At 33.0% G+C, this 17,138-nt stretch carries 18 protein-coding genes; all 18 read right to left on the bottom strand.

The features are described from left to right. Positions 1-78: 78 nt before the first annotated feature. On the bottom strand, positions 79-414 hold the full coding sequence (locus tag N4A57_RS00585) for a DUF3870 domain-containing protein (RefSeq protein ID WP_293655365.1): 336 nt from the start codon (positions 412-414) through the stop codon (positions 79-81). A 189-nt stretch (positions 415-603) separates the two neighbouring features. Next, entirely contained in the window at positions 604-1,725 is a 1,122-nt protein-coding gene (gene wecB, locus N4A57_RS00580; protein WP_293655364.1) for a non-hydrolyzing UDP-N-acetylglucosamine 2-epimerase, read from the bottom strand. Positions 1,726-1,924: 199 nt separating this feature from the next. Next, complete coding sequence (locus tag N4A57_RS00575; protein ID WP_293655363.1) at positions 1,925-2,953, bottom strand: glycosyltransferase family 4 protein; 1,029 nt, start codon at positions 2,951-2,953, stop codon at positions 1,925-1,927. Between the two features lie 113 nt (positions 2,954-3,066). After that, positions 3,067-3,507, bottom strand: coding sequence for a deoxycytidylate deaminase (locus N4A57_RS00570; RefSeq protein WP_293655362.1), 441 nt, complete (start codon positions 3,505-3,507; stop codon positions 3,067-3,069). Positions 3,508-3,666: 159 nt separating this feature from the next. Beyond that, a complete protein-coding gene (upp, locus tag N4A57_RS00565; protein ID WP_293655361.1) occupies positions 3,667-4,296 on the bottom strand; it encodes a uracil phosphoribosyltransferase in 630 nt (209 codons plus the stop codon). Between the two features lie 16 nt (positions 4,297-4,312). Continuing rightward, the gene (gene rpiB / locus N4A57_RS00560) at positions 4,313-4,762 is read right to left on the bottom strand and encodes a ribose 5-phosphate isomerase B (RefSeq protein ID WP_293655360.1); all 450 of its coding nucleotides are present in this window, start codon (positions 4,760-4,762) and stop codon (positions 4,313-4,315) included. Between the two features lie 117 nt (positions 4,763-4,879). Beyond that, positions 4,880-5,338, bottom strand: a complete 459-nt coding sequence (locus N4A57_RS00555) for a low molecular weight protein arginine phosphatase (RefSeq protein ID WP_293655359.1) — start codon at positions 5,336-5,338, stop codon at positions 4,880-4,882. Between the two features lie 23 nt (positions 5,339-5,361). After that, the gene (locus tag N4A57_RS00550) at positions 5,362-6,411 is read right to left on the bottom strand and encodes an L-threonylcarbamoyladenylate synthase (protein WP_293655358.1); all 1,050 of its coding nucleotides are present in this window, start codon (positions 6,409-6,411) and stop codon (positions 5,362-5,364) included. Positions 6,412-6,561: 150 nt separating this feature from the next. Then, a complete protein-coding gene (locus tag N4A57_RS00545; protein ID WP_293655357.1) occupies positions 6,562-7,284 on the bottom strand; it encodes a ZIP family metal transporter in 723 nt (240 codons plus the stop codon). A gap of 279 nt (positions 7,285-7,563) precedes the next feature. Continuing rightward, the gene (locus N4A57_RS00540; RefSeq protein WP_293655356.1) at positions 7,564-8,715 is read right to left on the bottom strand and encodes a cation:proton antiporter; all 1,152 of its coding nucleotides are present in this window, start codon (positions 8,713-8,715) and stop codon (positions 7,564-7,566) included. 285 nt (positions 8,716-9,000) lie between these two features. After that, positions 9,001-10,719, bottom strand: a complete 1,719-nt coding sequence (gene ptsP, locus N4A57_RS00535; RefSeq protein WP_293655355.1) for a phosphoenolpyruvate--protein phosphotransferase — start codon at positions 10,717-10,719, stop codon at positions 9,001-9,003. Positions 10,720-10,955: 236 nt separating this feature from the next. After that, positions 10,956-11,117, bottom strand: coding sequence for a hypothetical protein (locus tag N4A57_RS00530; RefSeq protein ID WP_293655354.1), 162 nt, complete (start codon positions 11,115-11,117; stop codon positions 10,956-10,958). A gap of 63 nt (positions 11,118-11,180) precedes the next feature. Continuing rightward, a complete protein-coding gene (prfA, locus tag N4A57_RS00525) occupies positions 11,181-12,248 on the bottom strand; it encodes a peptide chain release factor 1 (protein ID WP_293655353.1) in 1,068 nt (355 codons plus the stop codon). A 122-nt stretch (positions 12,249-12,370) separates the two neighbouring features. After that, on the bottom strand, positions 12,371-13,228 hold the full coding sequence (prmC, locus tag N4A57_RS00520; RefSeq protein ID WP_293655352.1) for a peptide chain release factor N(5)-glutamine methyltransferase: 858 nt from the start codon (positions 13,226-13,228) through the stop codon (positions 12,371-12,373). Beyond that, on the bottom strand, positions 13,222-14,172 hold the full coding sequence (locus N4A57_RS00515; protein WP_293655350.1) for a DUF1385 domain-containing protein: 951 nt from the start codon (positions 14,170-14,172) through the stop codon (positions 13,222-13,224). Before N4A57_RS00515 ends, prmC begins: the two co-directional genes overlap by 7 nt. Positions 14,173-14,519: 347 nt before the next feature. Further along, positions 14,520-15,098 carry a thymidine kinase gene (locus N4A57_RS00510; protein ID WP_293655348.1) on the bottom strand — a complete coding sequence of 193 codons (579 nt, stop codon included), beginning with the start codon at positions 15,096-15,098 and terminating at the stop codon, positions 14,520-14,522. Positions 15,099-15,211: 113 nt separating this feature from the next. Continuing rightward, positions 15,212-15,415 (bottom strand): 50S ribosomal protein L31, encoded by a 204-nt coding sequence (rpmE, locus tag N4A57_RS00505; protein WP_095134760.1) that lies wholly within the window; start codon positions 15,413-15,415, stop codon positions 15,212-15,214. Positions 15,416-15,548: 133 nt separating this feature from the next. After that, positions 15,549-17,012, bottom strand: a complete 1,464-nt coding sequence (gene rho, locus N4A57_RS00500; RefSeq protein ID WP_293655346.1) for a transcription termination factor Rho — start codon at positions 17,010-17,012, stop codon at positions 15,549-15,551. Positions 17,013-17,138: the final 126 nt, after the last annotated feature.

The raw sequence follows: 17,138 nt of genomic DNA, 5'->3' as shown, positions 1-17,138 counted from the left end.
ATGATAATTATACCAACTTCACTGGATTTTACTTACTTTTAATTATGTGGAAGCATAATCTTGCAAATAAAGCAGTGCTTAATATGAATTTTTCTTCCATTCTAAATATTTTAAATAGGTGGACTTGGCCGCAACACAGAGGGCCTTTTGAGCCATGCCGTGATAACGACTTTTAATCTTTTCTAATAGATTGTCTATGCCATCCTTTTCAAGGTCATATCCAACGAATATGGTCTTTAAAAAACTCTTAGCTTCTTGTGTAAGTAAGGTGCAGGATACATCTTCTATAATTTGGGTATCTGGATTTATAATCATTCCTAAACCTACAACCTTGTGAACGTGAGCTGCTGATATATCTGTTGGTAATTTAGCATAGGATATGAAATATACAGAGTTACTACTATACTGATCCATTAATCTTCACTCACTATCTTTTTAAGTAAATTGTACTCTAATTGTCTAATACTATCAATACTTGTTATTTGCATGTAAAAGTCCTTAGGGCATGTTTTTATTTGTTTTCCTCCTACATACTTTCATTTTTTTATTTTTTCGATAGTTTTGGATTTGGAGTTTAGTCTTTTAACTCTTAACCAATTTCTCCTATTCACTTTTAAAATATTCTTTTATCGCCTCAATTATTTTCCCACATGCATTTCCATCTCCATAGGGATTTACTGCATTTGCCATTTCATTATAGGAATGATTATCCTCTAATAATTTCTTAGTCATTTCATATACCCTATGGCCTTCTACACCTGCCATTTTCACCGTTCCTGCCTCTACAGCTTCTGGTCTTTCCGTTTCAGTGCGAAGAACTAATACGGGTTTACCTAGGGCTGGTGCTTCTTCTTGGATACCACCTGAATCTGTGAGTATTAAATCACATTTGTTAATTAAATTTGCAAAGGGTTCATAATCAAGGGGTTCTATTAAATTTACCCTTGGCACCTGTCCTAGTATTAAATTAGCCAACTCTCTCACCTTTGGGTTTAAATGTACAGGGAATATTACCTCTACGTTTTCTATTTCTTCTACTACTTTTTTTATGGCATTAAATATATTTTCCATAGGTTGTCCCAAATTTTCACGCCTATGACAAGTTAGTAAAATTGTCTTTTTATTTTTATAGTCAATATTATTAAGTTTCTCATCTTCAAATACATAGTCATCCTTAATAACCTTAAATAAGGCATCTATGACAGTATTTCCCGTTAAATAAATATTGCCCTTTATTCTTTCATTTAAAAGATTATATTCATTTCCCTTTGTTGGGCAAAAGTGCATGTCTGCTAAATTCCCAGCTAAAGTTCTATTCATCTCCTCTGGATAAGGAGAATATTTATTACCACTTCTTAAACCAGCTTCCACATGGCCTATTTTTACCTTATGATAAAAGGCAGCTAAGGATCCTGCTAAGGTAGTAGTAGTATCTCCATGAACTAGTATAATATCTGGTTTTGCCTCATTTATTACCTTATCTAAACCTTCTAATGCCCTTGCCGTTATTTGAGTTAAACTTTGGCCCGGTTTCATTATATTTAAATCATAGTCTGGCTCTATAGAAAATAATTCTAATACTTGATCTAACATTTCCCTATGTTGGGCTGTGACACAAACTATTGATTCCATAGATTCTTCCATTTCTATTTCCTTTACTAGGGGAGCCATTTTTATGGCTTCTGGCCTAGTTCCAAATATACTCATAACCTTTATTTTCTTCATTTTATATCCCCCTATTTAAAAAACCAGGATATTATCCTGGTTAGGCATATTCGAAAAATAAATTAGTCATTCCACTGGTTATTTGAATTATTTTATTCGTTATGGAGTCCCTTACATATGTTTAATATGCTCACTCACCATGCCTTAAAAATAATCCAAATCCCTCAGAGACCTGACTAGTTTATTTTTTTCATATGCCTTATTTGTTTTTACTTCTTATGGATTCTTTTCCTATACTTCTATATAGCGTTGTAGTTAAAAAGAATATGGTTATAAAACAATATACAAATTCGTTGTTACTTATGAAAACTGCACTTATTCCTAATAGAGCACTTATGGCATATAAGGTTAAAACTGTTTTCCTTTGCCCTAATCCCCTAGATAACAATCTATGATGTAAATGTCCCTTATCTGCTTCAAATATGGGTTTTCCATTTAAAAATCTTCTTATAATTGCAAAGGCCGTATCAAATATAGGTAAACCAAGTGCAAGTACTGGTACTATTGTAGCTATGGCTGTGGCACCTTTTAATACTCCTAAAATAGATATGGCAGATAAAATATAACCTAGGAATAATGATCCTGTATCTCCCATAAAAACCTTAGCAGGATTAAAGTTATAAGGTAAAAATCCCAAAGACGCTCCTGCCACAGATAGAGTAAGTATCATAACAACCATATTATCCGGATTTTGAATATAAGTTATATATGCTAATGATAATGCTGCTATTGAAGCTACTCCTGCTGCTAGTCCATCTAATCCATCTATTAAATTTACCGTATTAGTTATGCCTACAATCCATATTATAGTTACAGGTATGGATAAATATATGGGAAATCCAACCCATTTATCTGTTATGGGATTACCAAAACCTTCAATAGTAATTCCTACACTAACTAGTATGGCAGCTCCTATTAACTGGCCTACAAATTTTTGTTTAGGAGATAATGGCTTAGTATCATCCATAATTCCCATAATAACTATGACAGTGCTTCCTGCAATTAATCCTATTATTTTTTTATCCATAGGAAGAGTTACTAGTATACTAACTACAAATCCTAAAAATATGGCTACTCCACCCATCCTTGGAATAGGTTTTTTATGAACTCTACGATTGTCCTTTGGCACATCTATAGCTCCTATTTTACGAGCTAATTTAATGGCAAAAGGAGTCATTATACACGACACAATAAAAGCTACCGATAAACTTATAATATATTTATACATTGTAACACTCCTATTTATTTTAATAGTGAAATTCTACTCATAGTTATTTTACATTAAACTAGGAAAAAACACAATAATTAGGTAATTTTTAGTTATTATTTTGTCATTATTTGCTAGTCCATTTTTATCAATTCTATATTAGCTTCCTCTAATAGACCCATGGACAATTTATCTGGATAGGACCCTTTAAAATAAATTCTTTTAACTCCCGCATTTATGGCCATCTTAGCACATAATACACAGGGTTGTAGTGTAGAATATAAATCTGCTCCCTCTATGGATACACCATGATAAGCTGCCTGAATTATGGCATTTTGCTCAGCATGAATTCCTCTACATAATTCATGTCTCTCTCCTGATGGTATATTCATCTCTTCCCTTAGACAACCTATTTCTAAACAATGTTTAGTATTAGATGGGGCTCCATTATATCCAGTAGATAATAATCTTTTATTTTTTACTATTACAGCTCCAACCTTTCTTCTCTTACAAGTAGATCTAGTCTTAGCCATTTCGGCCATTTCCATAAAATATGTGTTCCAATCAGGACGCATATTATTTCCCCCTTAGCATATTTTTCATATATAAACCTTTAGTTAAATTATTTTATCACATAAATCTTATATTTATCTTAAATAGCCTTTTAAAAAAGGAGCAGTATATACTGCTCCTAATCTTAGTTATGACTTTTTTTGAGTTTTTTTATACATGGATTATTTAGTGCCAAATAATCTATCTCCAGCATCTCCAAGACCTGGAACTATGTATGCATGATCATTTAATTTTTCATCTAATGAACCTAAGTATATTTCCACATCTGCATGTGCTTCTCTTACAGCTTTAACACCTTCTGGAGCAGCTATTAAACATACTAGTTTAATATTTGTAGCTCCTCTATCCTTTATAAATTTAATAGCTGCTATGGCAGAGCCACCAGTTGCAAGCATTGGATCTACTACTATTAATTCCCTCTCCTGAACATCTACTGGTAATTTGCAGTAGTATTCTACAGGCTCTAAAGTTTCAGGATCTCTGTATAATCCTATATGTCCCACTTTAGCTGCTGGAACTAAACTTAAAAGACCATCTACCATTCCAAGACCTGCTCTTAATATGGGAACTATTCCCAATTTTCTTCCTGCTATTACTTTACTCTTCGTTTTACATACAGGAGTTTCAATTTCAACTTCTTCTAAAGGAAGATTTCTAGTTACTTCATATCCCATAAGCATTGAAATTTCTTTTACTGCTTCACGAAATTCCTTTGAACCAGTGTTTTTATCTCTTATGATACTAATCTTATGTTGGATTAAAGGGTGATCCATTACAAATACATTTTCCATACTCACAACTCCTCTTTTATTTGTTATACTTCTTTTCAATGTCACCTATTAAATTTACTCGACGCTCATGTCTATCGCCTTCAAAGTCAGTGTTTAGCCATGTTTCCACAATAGTTAGTGCTAATCCCGGTCCTACTACACGCTCTCCTAATGATAGCATGTTAGCATTGTTATGCGCTTTAGACATTTTTGCAGAGAAAACATCTGAAACTACTGCACATCTAATTCCTGGCACTTTATTTGCTGCAAGGGATATGCCTATTCCCGTTCCGCAACATAATATTCCGTAATCACATTTTTTCTCAGCCACAGCTACAGCTACTTTTTCGCCATATGCAGGGTAATCAACTGAGTCTACAGAGTTAGTACCAAAATCTTCATATGGAATGTTTTTTTCTTCTAAGTACTCTTTAATAGCCTCTTTTAAATTATATCCTCCATGGTCGCTACCTAAAGCTATTTTCATCCTCGCACCTCCATTATAGAAACTTAAATCTTCATTATTGTAGTGTATATTTGAAAAAAAGTCAAGTATTTATTTTATGATTTAGAGTATAGAGTGTGAATAAAAATATACTAATCCCTAATCCATTTCTTTTTTAAGTTCACTTATTATCATCTCTAATGCCCTATTTATTTCGTCTCTACAAGCCTTATAAACATTTAAATTTTGTCCATATGGATCTGATATATCACTATAAGCCTTTATTTTTGTATATTCCTTGAGTGTGTATAGTTTATTTGAGATTTCAGGAATTATTTGTAATATTTTCTCTTTATGGTTTTTTGTCATAGTTAATATAATATGACTCTTATTTATTAGTTCTTTTGTTATAGTATTTGATTTATAATCCCTTATATTTATTCCTATTTCCTCCATGGCTAAGATGGAATTTTCAGATGGACTCAGTCCATCCATTGTAAATATTCCAGCAGAATATATATTTATATTTAAATTGTGCTTTTCTATTAATTTTTTCATTAATCCTTCTGCCATGGGACTTCTACAGGTGTTACCCGTACAGACAAATAGTATATTCATTCGTTCCTCCTTTTTGGCTCCTACTAACATTTTATTATATTATAACCTGCTGCTTTAGTCATCCTATTCATTATGGCACTACCTAGGTGGGCACTTTCTATTCCCTCTGCAAAGATTATGTCCACATCTGTTTCATCAAATAATCTTAGTATATGAAACATGTTTAAGGCTATGGTACTTATTTTTTTTCTACTTCCCATGGAATATACAAGGCCATCATATTTCTCCTTCGTTTCATCGGTGCACATGATTCCTACCTTTTTACCTTCCTCTATGGCATCTTTTTTTAATTCTATTATTTTTTTTGCAGTATCTTCTAAATTACCTGTTACTATTACTACCTGAGCCTCTGGAGAATAGTGGGTATATTTCATACCAGGAGATTTCGGAGTTAAATCCTTTTTAAAATAACCTTCTATGGCTGGGTCTACTTTTATTTCCATATTTAAAGCTTCTTCAATCTCTTCCTTTGTAACTCCTCCAGGTCTTAAAATAATAGGTACTTCTCCTGTGGCATCTATTACTGTAGATTCTAATCCTATTTGAACATGTCCACCACAGATTATGCCATCTACTCTATTTTTCAAATCTTTAACCACATGTTCCCCCTTAGTGGGAGATGGTTTTCCAGATATATTAGCACTTGGTGCGGCCACAGGAACCTTTGATAGGCCTATTAATTTCCTTGCTAGCCTATGGGATGGCATCCTAATTGCCACAGTATTTAATCCTCCGGTAGTACAATTTGGAACCTTATCTCTCTTATTTAATATTATGGTCAGTGGTCCTGGCCAAAATTTTTCTATTAATAATTGGGCGTTTTTATTAATATCCTTAGCCAATTCTTTTAATTGGTCCTCTTTTGATATATGTACTATTAAAGGGTTGTCCGATGGACGCCCCTTAGCTTCAAATATTTTTTTTACCGCCTCTTCTTCTAATGCATTTGCCCCTATTCCATATACGGTTTCCGTAGGAAAGGCCACTGTTCCACCCTCATTTAATATTTTTGCTGACTCTTCCAACTCACAATCTTTAAAATTTCTAGGATCTATATTAAAAATCTTTGTCATTTGTTCCTCCCGTTTCCTTATTCATTTATATTTTTTTATAGTTTTTTTCCTCAATGAAGTAGGCCCATATAAACCAAATTCTCAATTAACAAATCTACAATTATCTATCCTTAAATTTATTCTAACAAAATAGATTTGTCAATATTTTATCTACATTTTAGTTATTAGTATTCCTAAAATAAATCCCATTAATATACCATGAGTTTGAATTTTTTTCGTAGATACTTCCTTAGCCGATGGTATCAATTCACTACAGGCTATGTATAACATACTGCCTCCTGCTAAACTTAAAGAAAATCCTATGAAATTTTGTGATATATTTCCAAGTAGAGCCCCCATATATGCACCTATACCAATAGGAGCCCCTGCTAACATGGTATACAATAATACTTTCAATCTATTTAAGCCTCCCATTCTCATGGGAGCTGCCATACATATGCCTTCTGGAATATTATGTATAGCTATCACTATAGATACACCAATCCCTAAGGATTTAGTGAGTAAAAAAGCTGATCCTATGGCCAGGCCCTCTGGGAAATTGTGTAGTGCTACCCCAATTGACAATAAAAATCCTATCCGCCTATATTTATTTCCACTCCTATTTCTTCTTTTCAACAAAACCTCTATTAGGCTCATGATTATCATTCCTAATATTAATCCAATAATATTTATATGAAGAGAAGTGATCTTAAAGGCTTCTTCTAGTAAATCAAAACATATTATAGACAACATTAGGCCACCTGACAATCCCATTATGAAACTTAAAATGTTTCCTTTTATATCAGATACTAATATGGATATGATTCCACCTATCCCCGTTCCTATTACTCCTACCACGAAACCTATAATACCTATTTCCAATACTTTTCCCATAAAAAAACCTCCCCATGTATATATATGGAAAGGTCTATTCTTATATTACCTTATTGTCTATAGATTTATGAACACTAATCTCTATATACAGTAACTTGACTACAAGGGAAACTATTGAAAATTTTTGGAATCGTGGAACGTCACTATATCCTAAGCATAGTCAACATGACACATGAACCCCTCTTTAAAATTCACATCTTAGCAGGTGACTTCGATGGAAAAATTTTTCAATAGTTTCCTGAAGTAGGCTCACATAAAGCCAGTTTATAAATAAGAAATCTATAACTCATATCCTTTAAAACTCCACTTAAGTAAGGATGGTGTCATAAGGGTAGTAGCAACTACAAGTACAATGGCTGAAGAAAACTCCTTATCTCCAATTAAGTTTAATGAAAGGGCTAAGTTAGCTATGATTATGGATACCTCTGCCCTTGGAACCATGCCAATTCCCACTTGTAATGACTCTCTTAAAGAAAAGCCTGTAGCCCTTGCTCCAAATCCACAACCAAATATTTTCCCTATTATTCCCAACAATACTAATATTAAACTAAATAAAATACCATATCCCAGTTCATTCAATTCTACTCCTAATCCTATAGATACAAAGAATATAGGTGTAAAAAAGCTGTCAGATACAATTTGTATATCGTGGGATATTTTATGTCTATAAGGAGTCATAGAAAGTATTACTCCTGCAAAATAAGCTCCTGTTACGGCAGCTACACCTAAATCCTCTGAGAGATATGCTAACAATAGGCAAAATATTAAGGAGTATGACACTATTACCCTTCTTAAATTAAATTTATGATGGATTTTAAGTACAACCTTTATTATTATATATCCCAATACAAAGGTTATTATAAAGAAAGTTATTATTTTTATTATTACACTAAATACTCCACTATGGGCATTTGGCCTTACCATACCTATTGTTAAAGTAAGAAGTATGATCCCTATAATATCATCTATAATAGCTGCCCCTAATATGGCTATACCCTGTTTTGATCTTAAAAAGCCAATCTCTTTTAAAGTCTGAACAGATATACTTACACTAGTAGCAATGGATATAAGTCCTAATATTATACTACTAGCCATACTTTGACCCATTAGATATGCAGCTCCACTAACTAACCCCATAGGTACAACTACTCCTAATATGGCTATGGCAGTAGAAGATTTTCCTGACGCTTTTAATTCATCCACATCTGCTTCAAGACCAGCTATAAACATTAAAAATATTACTCCTATTTCTGCCAATTGACTAACTAATTCTGTTTTTTCTATGAGATTTATTCCCAACAAAATTCCTACTATTATTTGCCCCAAAACCACAGGCTGCCTTAGACGCCTACTTATTATTCCTCCAATTTGTGCTCCTAATAAAATAATACCAATATGCAACAAATACTCTAATTTGGGTGCTAGTTCCATAACCTACCCTTCTTTCCATATTTTTTAATACCTTTTATATAAATTATTCTACCACTATGGAATTTCCTTTTCAAATATATTTACAGAATATTCATTCTGTTGTTGATTGTGATATTTATCTATGAACAAAAGACTATTAGGGATACATATATTTTTAGTCAATTATATTAAATATATTATAAAATTCAGAAACAATAAGGAAAATCAAAATAGAGTTCCTAAAATTAGGAACTCTATTTTTGCTCTCATACTATAATAACTTTATTTAATTATCTTTTTACCCTTTTATTCTACCTCAGAAATATATTCTTCTACTAATTTTACAACATCTTCGTTATTATTCATTTGGAGAGCTTTTGACACTAGGTCATGGGTATGCTTTTTATTTAATTTACTGATTAAGTAACGACTTTCTAAAACCTTTGTGGCACTCATACTAAATTCATCTAATCCAAGTCCTAATAATAAAGGAATGGCCAATTGGCTCCCTGCCATTTCTCCACACATACCAGCCCATTTTCCTTCCTTATGGGCCGCATCTATTACCATTTTTATAAGTCGTAATAGGGATGGATTATATGGCTGATATAAATAGGATACCTTTTCATTCATCCTATCTGCTGCAAAAGTATATTGGATTAAATCGTTTGTTCCTATTGAGAAAAAATCCACTTCCTTGGCAAACTGATCTGCTAATATGGCAGTTGATGGAATTTCTACCATTATACCTACCTCAATATTGTCACTAATTTTTATGCCCTCTTTTATCATTTCCTCTTTAACACCTATTAGGACTTCCTTGGCCCTTTTAAAATCATTAATAGTAGCTATCATAGGAAACATTATCTTTAAATTTCCGTAAGCACTTGCACGTAATAGAGCTCTTAATTGAGTTTTAAATAAATCTACTTTTTCAAGACACAACCTAATAGCCCTATGACCTAGGAAAGGATTTAATTCTTTAGGCATTTCCATATATGATAACTCTTTATCTCCTCCAATATCTAGGGTACGAATTACAACAGGTTTATCTCCCATTTTCTCTAATACTTCTTTATATGCTTTAAATTGCTCATCTTCCGTTGGAAAATGGTCCTTGCCCATATATAAAAATTCTGTACGATATAATCCTATTCCTTCAGCACCATTGCTTATAACTCCATCTAAATCATTAGGAGAACCTATATTAGAACCTAACTCCACTTCATATCCATCCATAGTCCTTGTCTTTTTATCTACAAACTTCTTTAGCATATTCTTTTGTTCTTCATATTTCTTTGCCTTTTCTTTATATTCTTTCAGCTCATCCTCACTTGGATTTAGTATTACATGTCCATTTATTCCATCTACTATAAGTAATTCTCCATCTTTTACTTCCTCTAATAGGGTTTTAGTTCCCACAACAGCAGGTATCTCTAAGGAACAGGCCATAATTGCACTATGGCTGGTACGTCCTCCTATATTAGTGGCAAATCCAAGTACATATTTCTTATTCAATTGGGCCGTATCAGAAGGAGTTAAATCATGGGCTATGACTATAACTTCTTCGTCTATTAAAGAAGGATCACATATTTTAACATCTAATATATGGCTAATAACACGTTTTTTAACATCCTTTATATCAGCTGCCCTTTCTTTCATATATTCATCTTCCATACTTTCAAACATATTAATATAATTATTGGTCACTTCATGGAAAGCATATTCCACATTAACCCTTTGTTCTTTTACAATTTTTTCCACTTCATCTATTATAGATGGATCTTTAAGTATTTGAATATGTGCATCAAAGACAGCTGCATGTTCTTCATCTATGGTTTCTTTAGTTTTATCTCGAATAATCTCTAGTTCCCTTTCACTATGGTCAATTGCACTCTTTAGTTTTTCCAACTCTTTCTCAACACTAGAAATATTTTGTTTTTCTATACTAAATTCAGCCTGTTGGAACTTATAGACCTTTCCAATGGCTATTCCTGCACTAGCTCCAATACCTTTAATATTCACATTAACACTCCTATTAATAGTTTTTGTTATTTAAGGGTTTTATCATCACCTATTTATATAACCCCCCCTTTAAAGCTGCTACTATACTTATAACGCTTAACATATACACATGGTCCATGCCATAATTTATGGTACCAAACAAATTTACAATTTTAATGTCTTTAATATTAGTTTGTTCTAATTGAATTACAGTATCTTTAGAGAAAATTTATCCCATGTTTTTATTCTTGCCCATACTAGGTATTTTTACCATGTTTTCTAAAATAATGCTTGCCTAATAAAACCCTCTCTATAGGTTTAATATTATCATTTATTTTCTCACTTCTAAAGGCCATTTTTGCCACTTCATCTAAAACTTTAGTATTATGGATAGGTTCTTTTAGGATTTTCTCTCCCATAAAAGGGCCCATGATTAAATAGAATAATAAAAATACGTCATATTATAATATGACGTATTTTTATTATTCTATGCTTTTTAATTTTTCTGCTTGATCTGTAGTGATTAATGAATCTAGTATTTCATCTATTACTCCATCTAGTATTTGATCTAATTTATAAAGGGTTAAGTTGATTCTATGATCCGTAACTCTTCCCTGTGGGAAATTGTAAGTTCTTATTCTCTCACTTCTATCTCCCGTACCAACTTGAGATTTTCTCTCTTGAGCTATCTCAGCGTTTTGTGCTGCCAATTCCCTGTCGTATATTCTGGCCTTTAATATTTTAAATGCCTTATCCTTATTTTTAAGCTGAGATTTTTCATCTTGACAAGATACAACTATTCCTGTAGGTATGTGAGTAAGTCTTACGGCAGAGTCTGTAGTATTAACAGACTGACCACCATTTCCAGATGATCTAAATACATCTACACGTACATCATTCATATTAACATCTATTTCCACATCAGCAACTTCAGGTAAAACGGCTACCGTTGTGGTAGATGTATGGATTCTTCCACCTGATTCAGTAGCTGGGATTCTTTGTACCCTATGAACTCCACTTTCATATTTAAGTCTAGAGTAAGCACCCTTACCCTTGATCATAAATACAACTTCCTTTATTCCACCTACTCCTGTTTCACTTAAACTCATCATTTCAACTTTCCAACGTTGTCTTTCAGCATACCTTGTGTACATTCTAAGTAAATCAGAACCAAATAATCCTGCTTCATCTCCACCAGCACCAGCTCTAATTTCCACTAATACGTTTTTCTCGTCATTAGGGTCCTTTGGAATTAATAATAATTTCAAGTTAGCTTCAATATCTGGAAGTCTGTCTTCAAGATCACTTAATTCCATCTTAGCCATCTCTCTGAACTCTTCATCGTCACTTTCTTCTAAGATAGATTTTGCCTCTGCAATTCCGTCTTTAACTTCCTTATATTCCTTGTACTGATTAACTATAGGTTCCATATCAGATAATTCTTTAATGTACTTTTGCCATACCTTTTGATCACCTATAATTTCTGGGTCCGCAACTTTATTACTAAGGTCTTTATACTTATCTTCAATAAAATCTAATTTTTCAAACATTATATCACCTCGTAATGAATACTTTAACCCATGTTATTCATGGAAAATTTGAGAAGACTCAGGATAATTTTAATTTTTCTATGAATAATCTGGGTTTAACAGTTTATTTTATCATTTTTCTATTATTTTATCAAGGTAGCCATGACTACCCTTTCAATACCACTTAAATCCTTTATTTTTTCTATTTTTTCATACCTTCCGTCATTTTTAAACAAATGGGCTACCAAGTCTCCCTGATCATGGCCCACTTCAAAGGCAACCAAACCTTTTTCCCTTAGGTATCTTGGACTTTCATCTACTATTTTTCTATAAAAATCTAGGCCATCCTCTCCACCATCTAGGGCAAGGCGCGGCTCATATTTTGATACTTCTATTTGTAAATCGTCTATGTCCTTTTTAGGTATATAGGGTGGGTTTGAAACAATTATATCCAATTCTTTCATAGAATTTTCATTTAGTGGAGTAAATAAATCTCCCTTTAGGAATTTTATTTCCTTTTCCATTAAGTTATTCTTAGCATTTTTAGTGGCTACTTTAATTGTAACTGGACTTATATCCACTCCATATAATTCTATGGCTTTGGTAAATTTACCCAAACTTATTATTACAGCACCACTACCTACCCCTAATTCTAGGATAGAATTAGCTTCATTTTTATTTGCCCAATCCCTAACTGCCTCTACTAATATTTCCGTATCTGGTCTTGGAACTAACACTCCAGGCTCCACATAAAAATCCATTCCCATGAACTCTTGCCTATTAGTTATATATTGTAGTGGTACTCCATCTTTTCTTTCTTTTATAGATTCCATATATTTTGAGTATTCATCTTCGCTTAATATATTATTCTTATTTATTATTAAAAATAATCTATCTTTTTTTATTATATTACATAAGAGAACCTCTGCATCTAACAGAGGTGTCCTCACTCTTTCTAAGTTTTTCATTCCCCATTCTAAGGCTTCTCTTATTGTTACCACAAGTCAGCCTCCTCATCATTTACTATAACACTCTCTAGGGCACGTATGGCCACTTCTATTTGTTTATCATCCGGTTCCTTGGTAGTTAGCTTTTGCATTAAAAGGCCTGGATAACTTATGATACAAATAAACTTTGATCTTCTCTTTCCAGCCCATTTAATAATTTCATAGGATATACCTCCCACTACAGGGATTAGTACAAATCTAGATAAGACTCTCATCATTATACTAGGCCAACCTATAGTTGAAAATAATATTAAACTTATGATCATAACTATCATTAAAAAACTAGTTCCACATCTAGGATGTAGAGTTGTAAATTTTTTCACATTTTCTACAGTTAGAGGTTGTCCACTTTCATAGCAATGGATAGTCTTATGCTCTGCACCGTGGTATTGAAATACCCTTTGTATATCCTTCATTCTAGATATTAAAACTATATATGCTACAAACATGAATATTCTAACAAAACCTTCTGCTAGATTTAAAGCCAAGTTACTTGTAGTAAATTTCTTTAAAAAGTGTGTGAGTAAGGTGGGAGTTATGATAAAAAGTCCCACACCCATTACAAGGGCAAAGAATACGGACATGTATATTAGTATATCTCCCGTTTTATCTCCAAATTTATTTTCTATCCATATTTCGAACTTACTTTTTTTGTAATCTTCTTCTTCCTCATAAAATTCTGCCGAATAGGTAAGGGCACGTACTCCTACTACCATAGAATCAATAAGGGCAAATACACCTCTTATTAATGGAGTTTTTGCTATTTTACTTTTAAAAAGAGAACTTACCTTTTCTTTTTTCACTTCTATTTCAGAATCAGGCTTCCTTACAGCTATGGCAATATCCTCAGGACCTCTCATCATAACTCCTTCGATTATGGCCTGACCACCTATACTTGTGGGCCTTGCTTGTTTTAAAAATATCTTTTCAAAATCCACTTCAATCTTCCTCTCATAAGTGACATATAATTGATTTTAGCATATATTTTTCAGTATTAAAAGGCTTATAGATTTCGTAACACTAAGATTTCTTTATACAGTAACTTGCCTATAAGGGAAAATATATTGAAAATTTTTGGAACCCTGGAACGTCACAACATCCTATTCTACTCCAACATGACTCATGAACCTATCTACAAAGATTCACACTTTCGCTTGTGACAAGGACTTGGGTGGAAAAGATTTTCAATATATTTTCCTGAAATAGGCTCACATAAAGCAAATTTATAAATAATACCATCTTAAAAAAACAAAAAATCCTAAGACGAATCTTAAGATTTCATATATTAATCCCTTGGTACTTCGTGATGTAATCTACATCTAGCTTCATAGCTTTCTGTAGCCCCCACTAAAATAGTAGGGTCATTGTACCCGGCGGGTTTTCCATTTATAAGTCTTTGAGTTCTATGGGCTGGATCTCCACAAATCATGCATACAGCTGTAATCTTATCAACAAATTCTGCAATTGCTAAAAGGTCTGGTGTAGGTCCAAAGGGTTCTCCCCTAAAATCCATATCAAGGCCTGCCGCAATTACCCTTAGTCCCCTATTTGCTAACCTTCTTGCCACATTCACTACTTCATGATCTAAAAACTGGACTTCGTCTATTGCAACTACTTCTGTATCCATGTCCACATGGTCTAATATTTCACATGCCTTTTCTATTAAAATTGCCTCATTTTTTTGTCCACTATGGGACACTACCTCATCCACACTATATCTATTATCTATAGCAGGTTTAAATACTAATACCTTCTGCTTTCCTATCTTTGCCCTCTTTGTTCTTCTTATTAATTCTTCACTTTTACCACTATACATAGGGCCAACTACAACTTCTATCCAACCATGGTGAGTAGGTCCATACATTTATTTGTTCCTCCTTCATATGTGTAAATCCATACCATTTCTTCCTTGAAACAACAAAGGTTAGAGATTCAATCCCTAACCTATAGTATACATGTACTATTAATCTAATAAGACTACTTATTAAGACCATATTTTTTATTGAATTTATCAACACGTCCACCTTGGTCAACAAGTTTTTGCTTTCCAGTGTAGAACGGGTGACATGCAGAACAAATTTCTACTCTGATTTCATCTTTTACAGAACCTGTTTCGAATTCGTTACCACAAGCACATCTTACATTAATAGTTTTGTAATCTGGATGGATACCCTTCTTCATCGCCAGCTCACCTCTTTCTTTATTCATTTCTCTATGTTTAGTAACCAATTTACTCAATAACTATTACATTATAGCATATGTCAAATTATAGTTCAAGGTTTTTGTACATAACTTAATACCTTATAATTAGTAATTATTTAATGTTATTTTTTAGTGTTAGTAAAAATTCTTCATTAGTTTTAGTTGTGGATAATCTAGTGATGATTTTACCTATAATCTCTTGAGTTGGGTTATTTGATAAGGCCCTTCTTATTCTCCATATGGACTCTAATTCCTTAGGAGATAAAAGTAGATCTTCCCTTCTAGTTCCTGACTTGTTCACATCTATAGCTGGGAATATTCTCTTTTCTGATAGTTTCCTATCTAAGTGAAGTTCCATATTACCTGTACCCTTAAATTCTTCAAATATTACATCATCCATTCTACTTCCCGTATCCACTAGAGCTGTGGCTAATATAGTTAAACTTCCACCCTCTTCTATATTTCTGGCAGCTCCAAAGAACCTCTTTGGCTTATGTAGTGCTCCTGGATCTAAACCTCCAGATAGGGTCCTTCCCGTTGGTGGAATAGTTAAGTTATAAGCCCTAGCAAGCCTTGTAATACTATCTAGTAATATTACTACATCCTTCCCTTGCTCCACTAGACGCTTTGCCCTATTTAAAACCATTTCAGCAACTTTTATATGATGACTAGGAAGTTCGTCAAAGGTAGAATATATCACATCTCCCCTAATGGATCTTTGCATATCCGTAACTTCCTCTGGTCTTTCATCTATAAGAAGAACTATAATCTCCATATGTTCATATTTTTTAGCAATATTATTTGCAATCTTTTTAAGCAATACGGTCTTACCAGCCTTAGGGGGCGCAACTATTAAACCCCTTTGGCCCTTTCCAATGGGTGCTATTAAATCTATTAATCTTGTAGCTAGATCTGTTTGGGAATATTCAAGGATAATTTTCTCATCTGGATAAATAGGTGTAAGATTATCGAAATTTGGTCTCTTAGCTGCCACATCTGGCGAGTCACCATTTACTTTTTCAACATAAAGAAGAGCTCTAAATTTTTCAGCACTTTTCGGTGGGCGAGTAATTCCTGACACTTTATCTCCAGTTTTTAGGTTAAATCGTCTTATTTGAGAAGGAGATACATATACATCTGCTTCACTAGTTAGGAAGTTATCAAATCTTAAAAATCCAAATCCACCTTCTGTTATTTCAAGTACACCCTCCACATGATTTACTTCCTTACTATTGTCTATTTCATTGTTGATTTTATCTGGGAGTGTTTTTCTATCCATATTTATAATTTTCTTAGGGTGTTGTGATTTTGTAGTTTGTGTATTTGTTTTATCTGATCTGGTAGATTGAATTTTTTCTAATTTCATTTCTTTTAACTTAACATTTTCATTGTCCTTTGATTTACCACTTTCCATTGTTTTTTCCTTACTATATTTCTTGATTTCCTCTATTAATTCTTTTTTCTTAAATTTACTTATACCCTTTATGTCTAATTCTTTAGCTAGGGTCCTAAGTTCATCTAGTTTCTTATTTTCTATATTCTCTAGTGCCAAATGTGCACCTCCCAAATCTCCCATAGATATAGGATTGCCATGTATTAACATAGTTTATACACAAAATTAGGGTTTAGAGTTAAGGGTTTAGGGTTTAGGGTTTAAAATCTCTTAACCCAAAACTTTCAACTCTTAACCCCTAACTTTTAT

It is taken from the genome of Anaeromicrobium sp. (assembly GCF_025210435.1).
In the GTDB taxonomy this organism is placed as follows: domain Bacteria; phylum Bacillota; class Clostridia; order Peptostreptococcales; family Thermotaleaceae; genus Anaeromicrobium.
The sequence above is the reverse complement of the archived record's forward strand: the minus strand, read 5'-3'. Positions and strand labels throughout refer to the sequence as shown.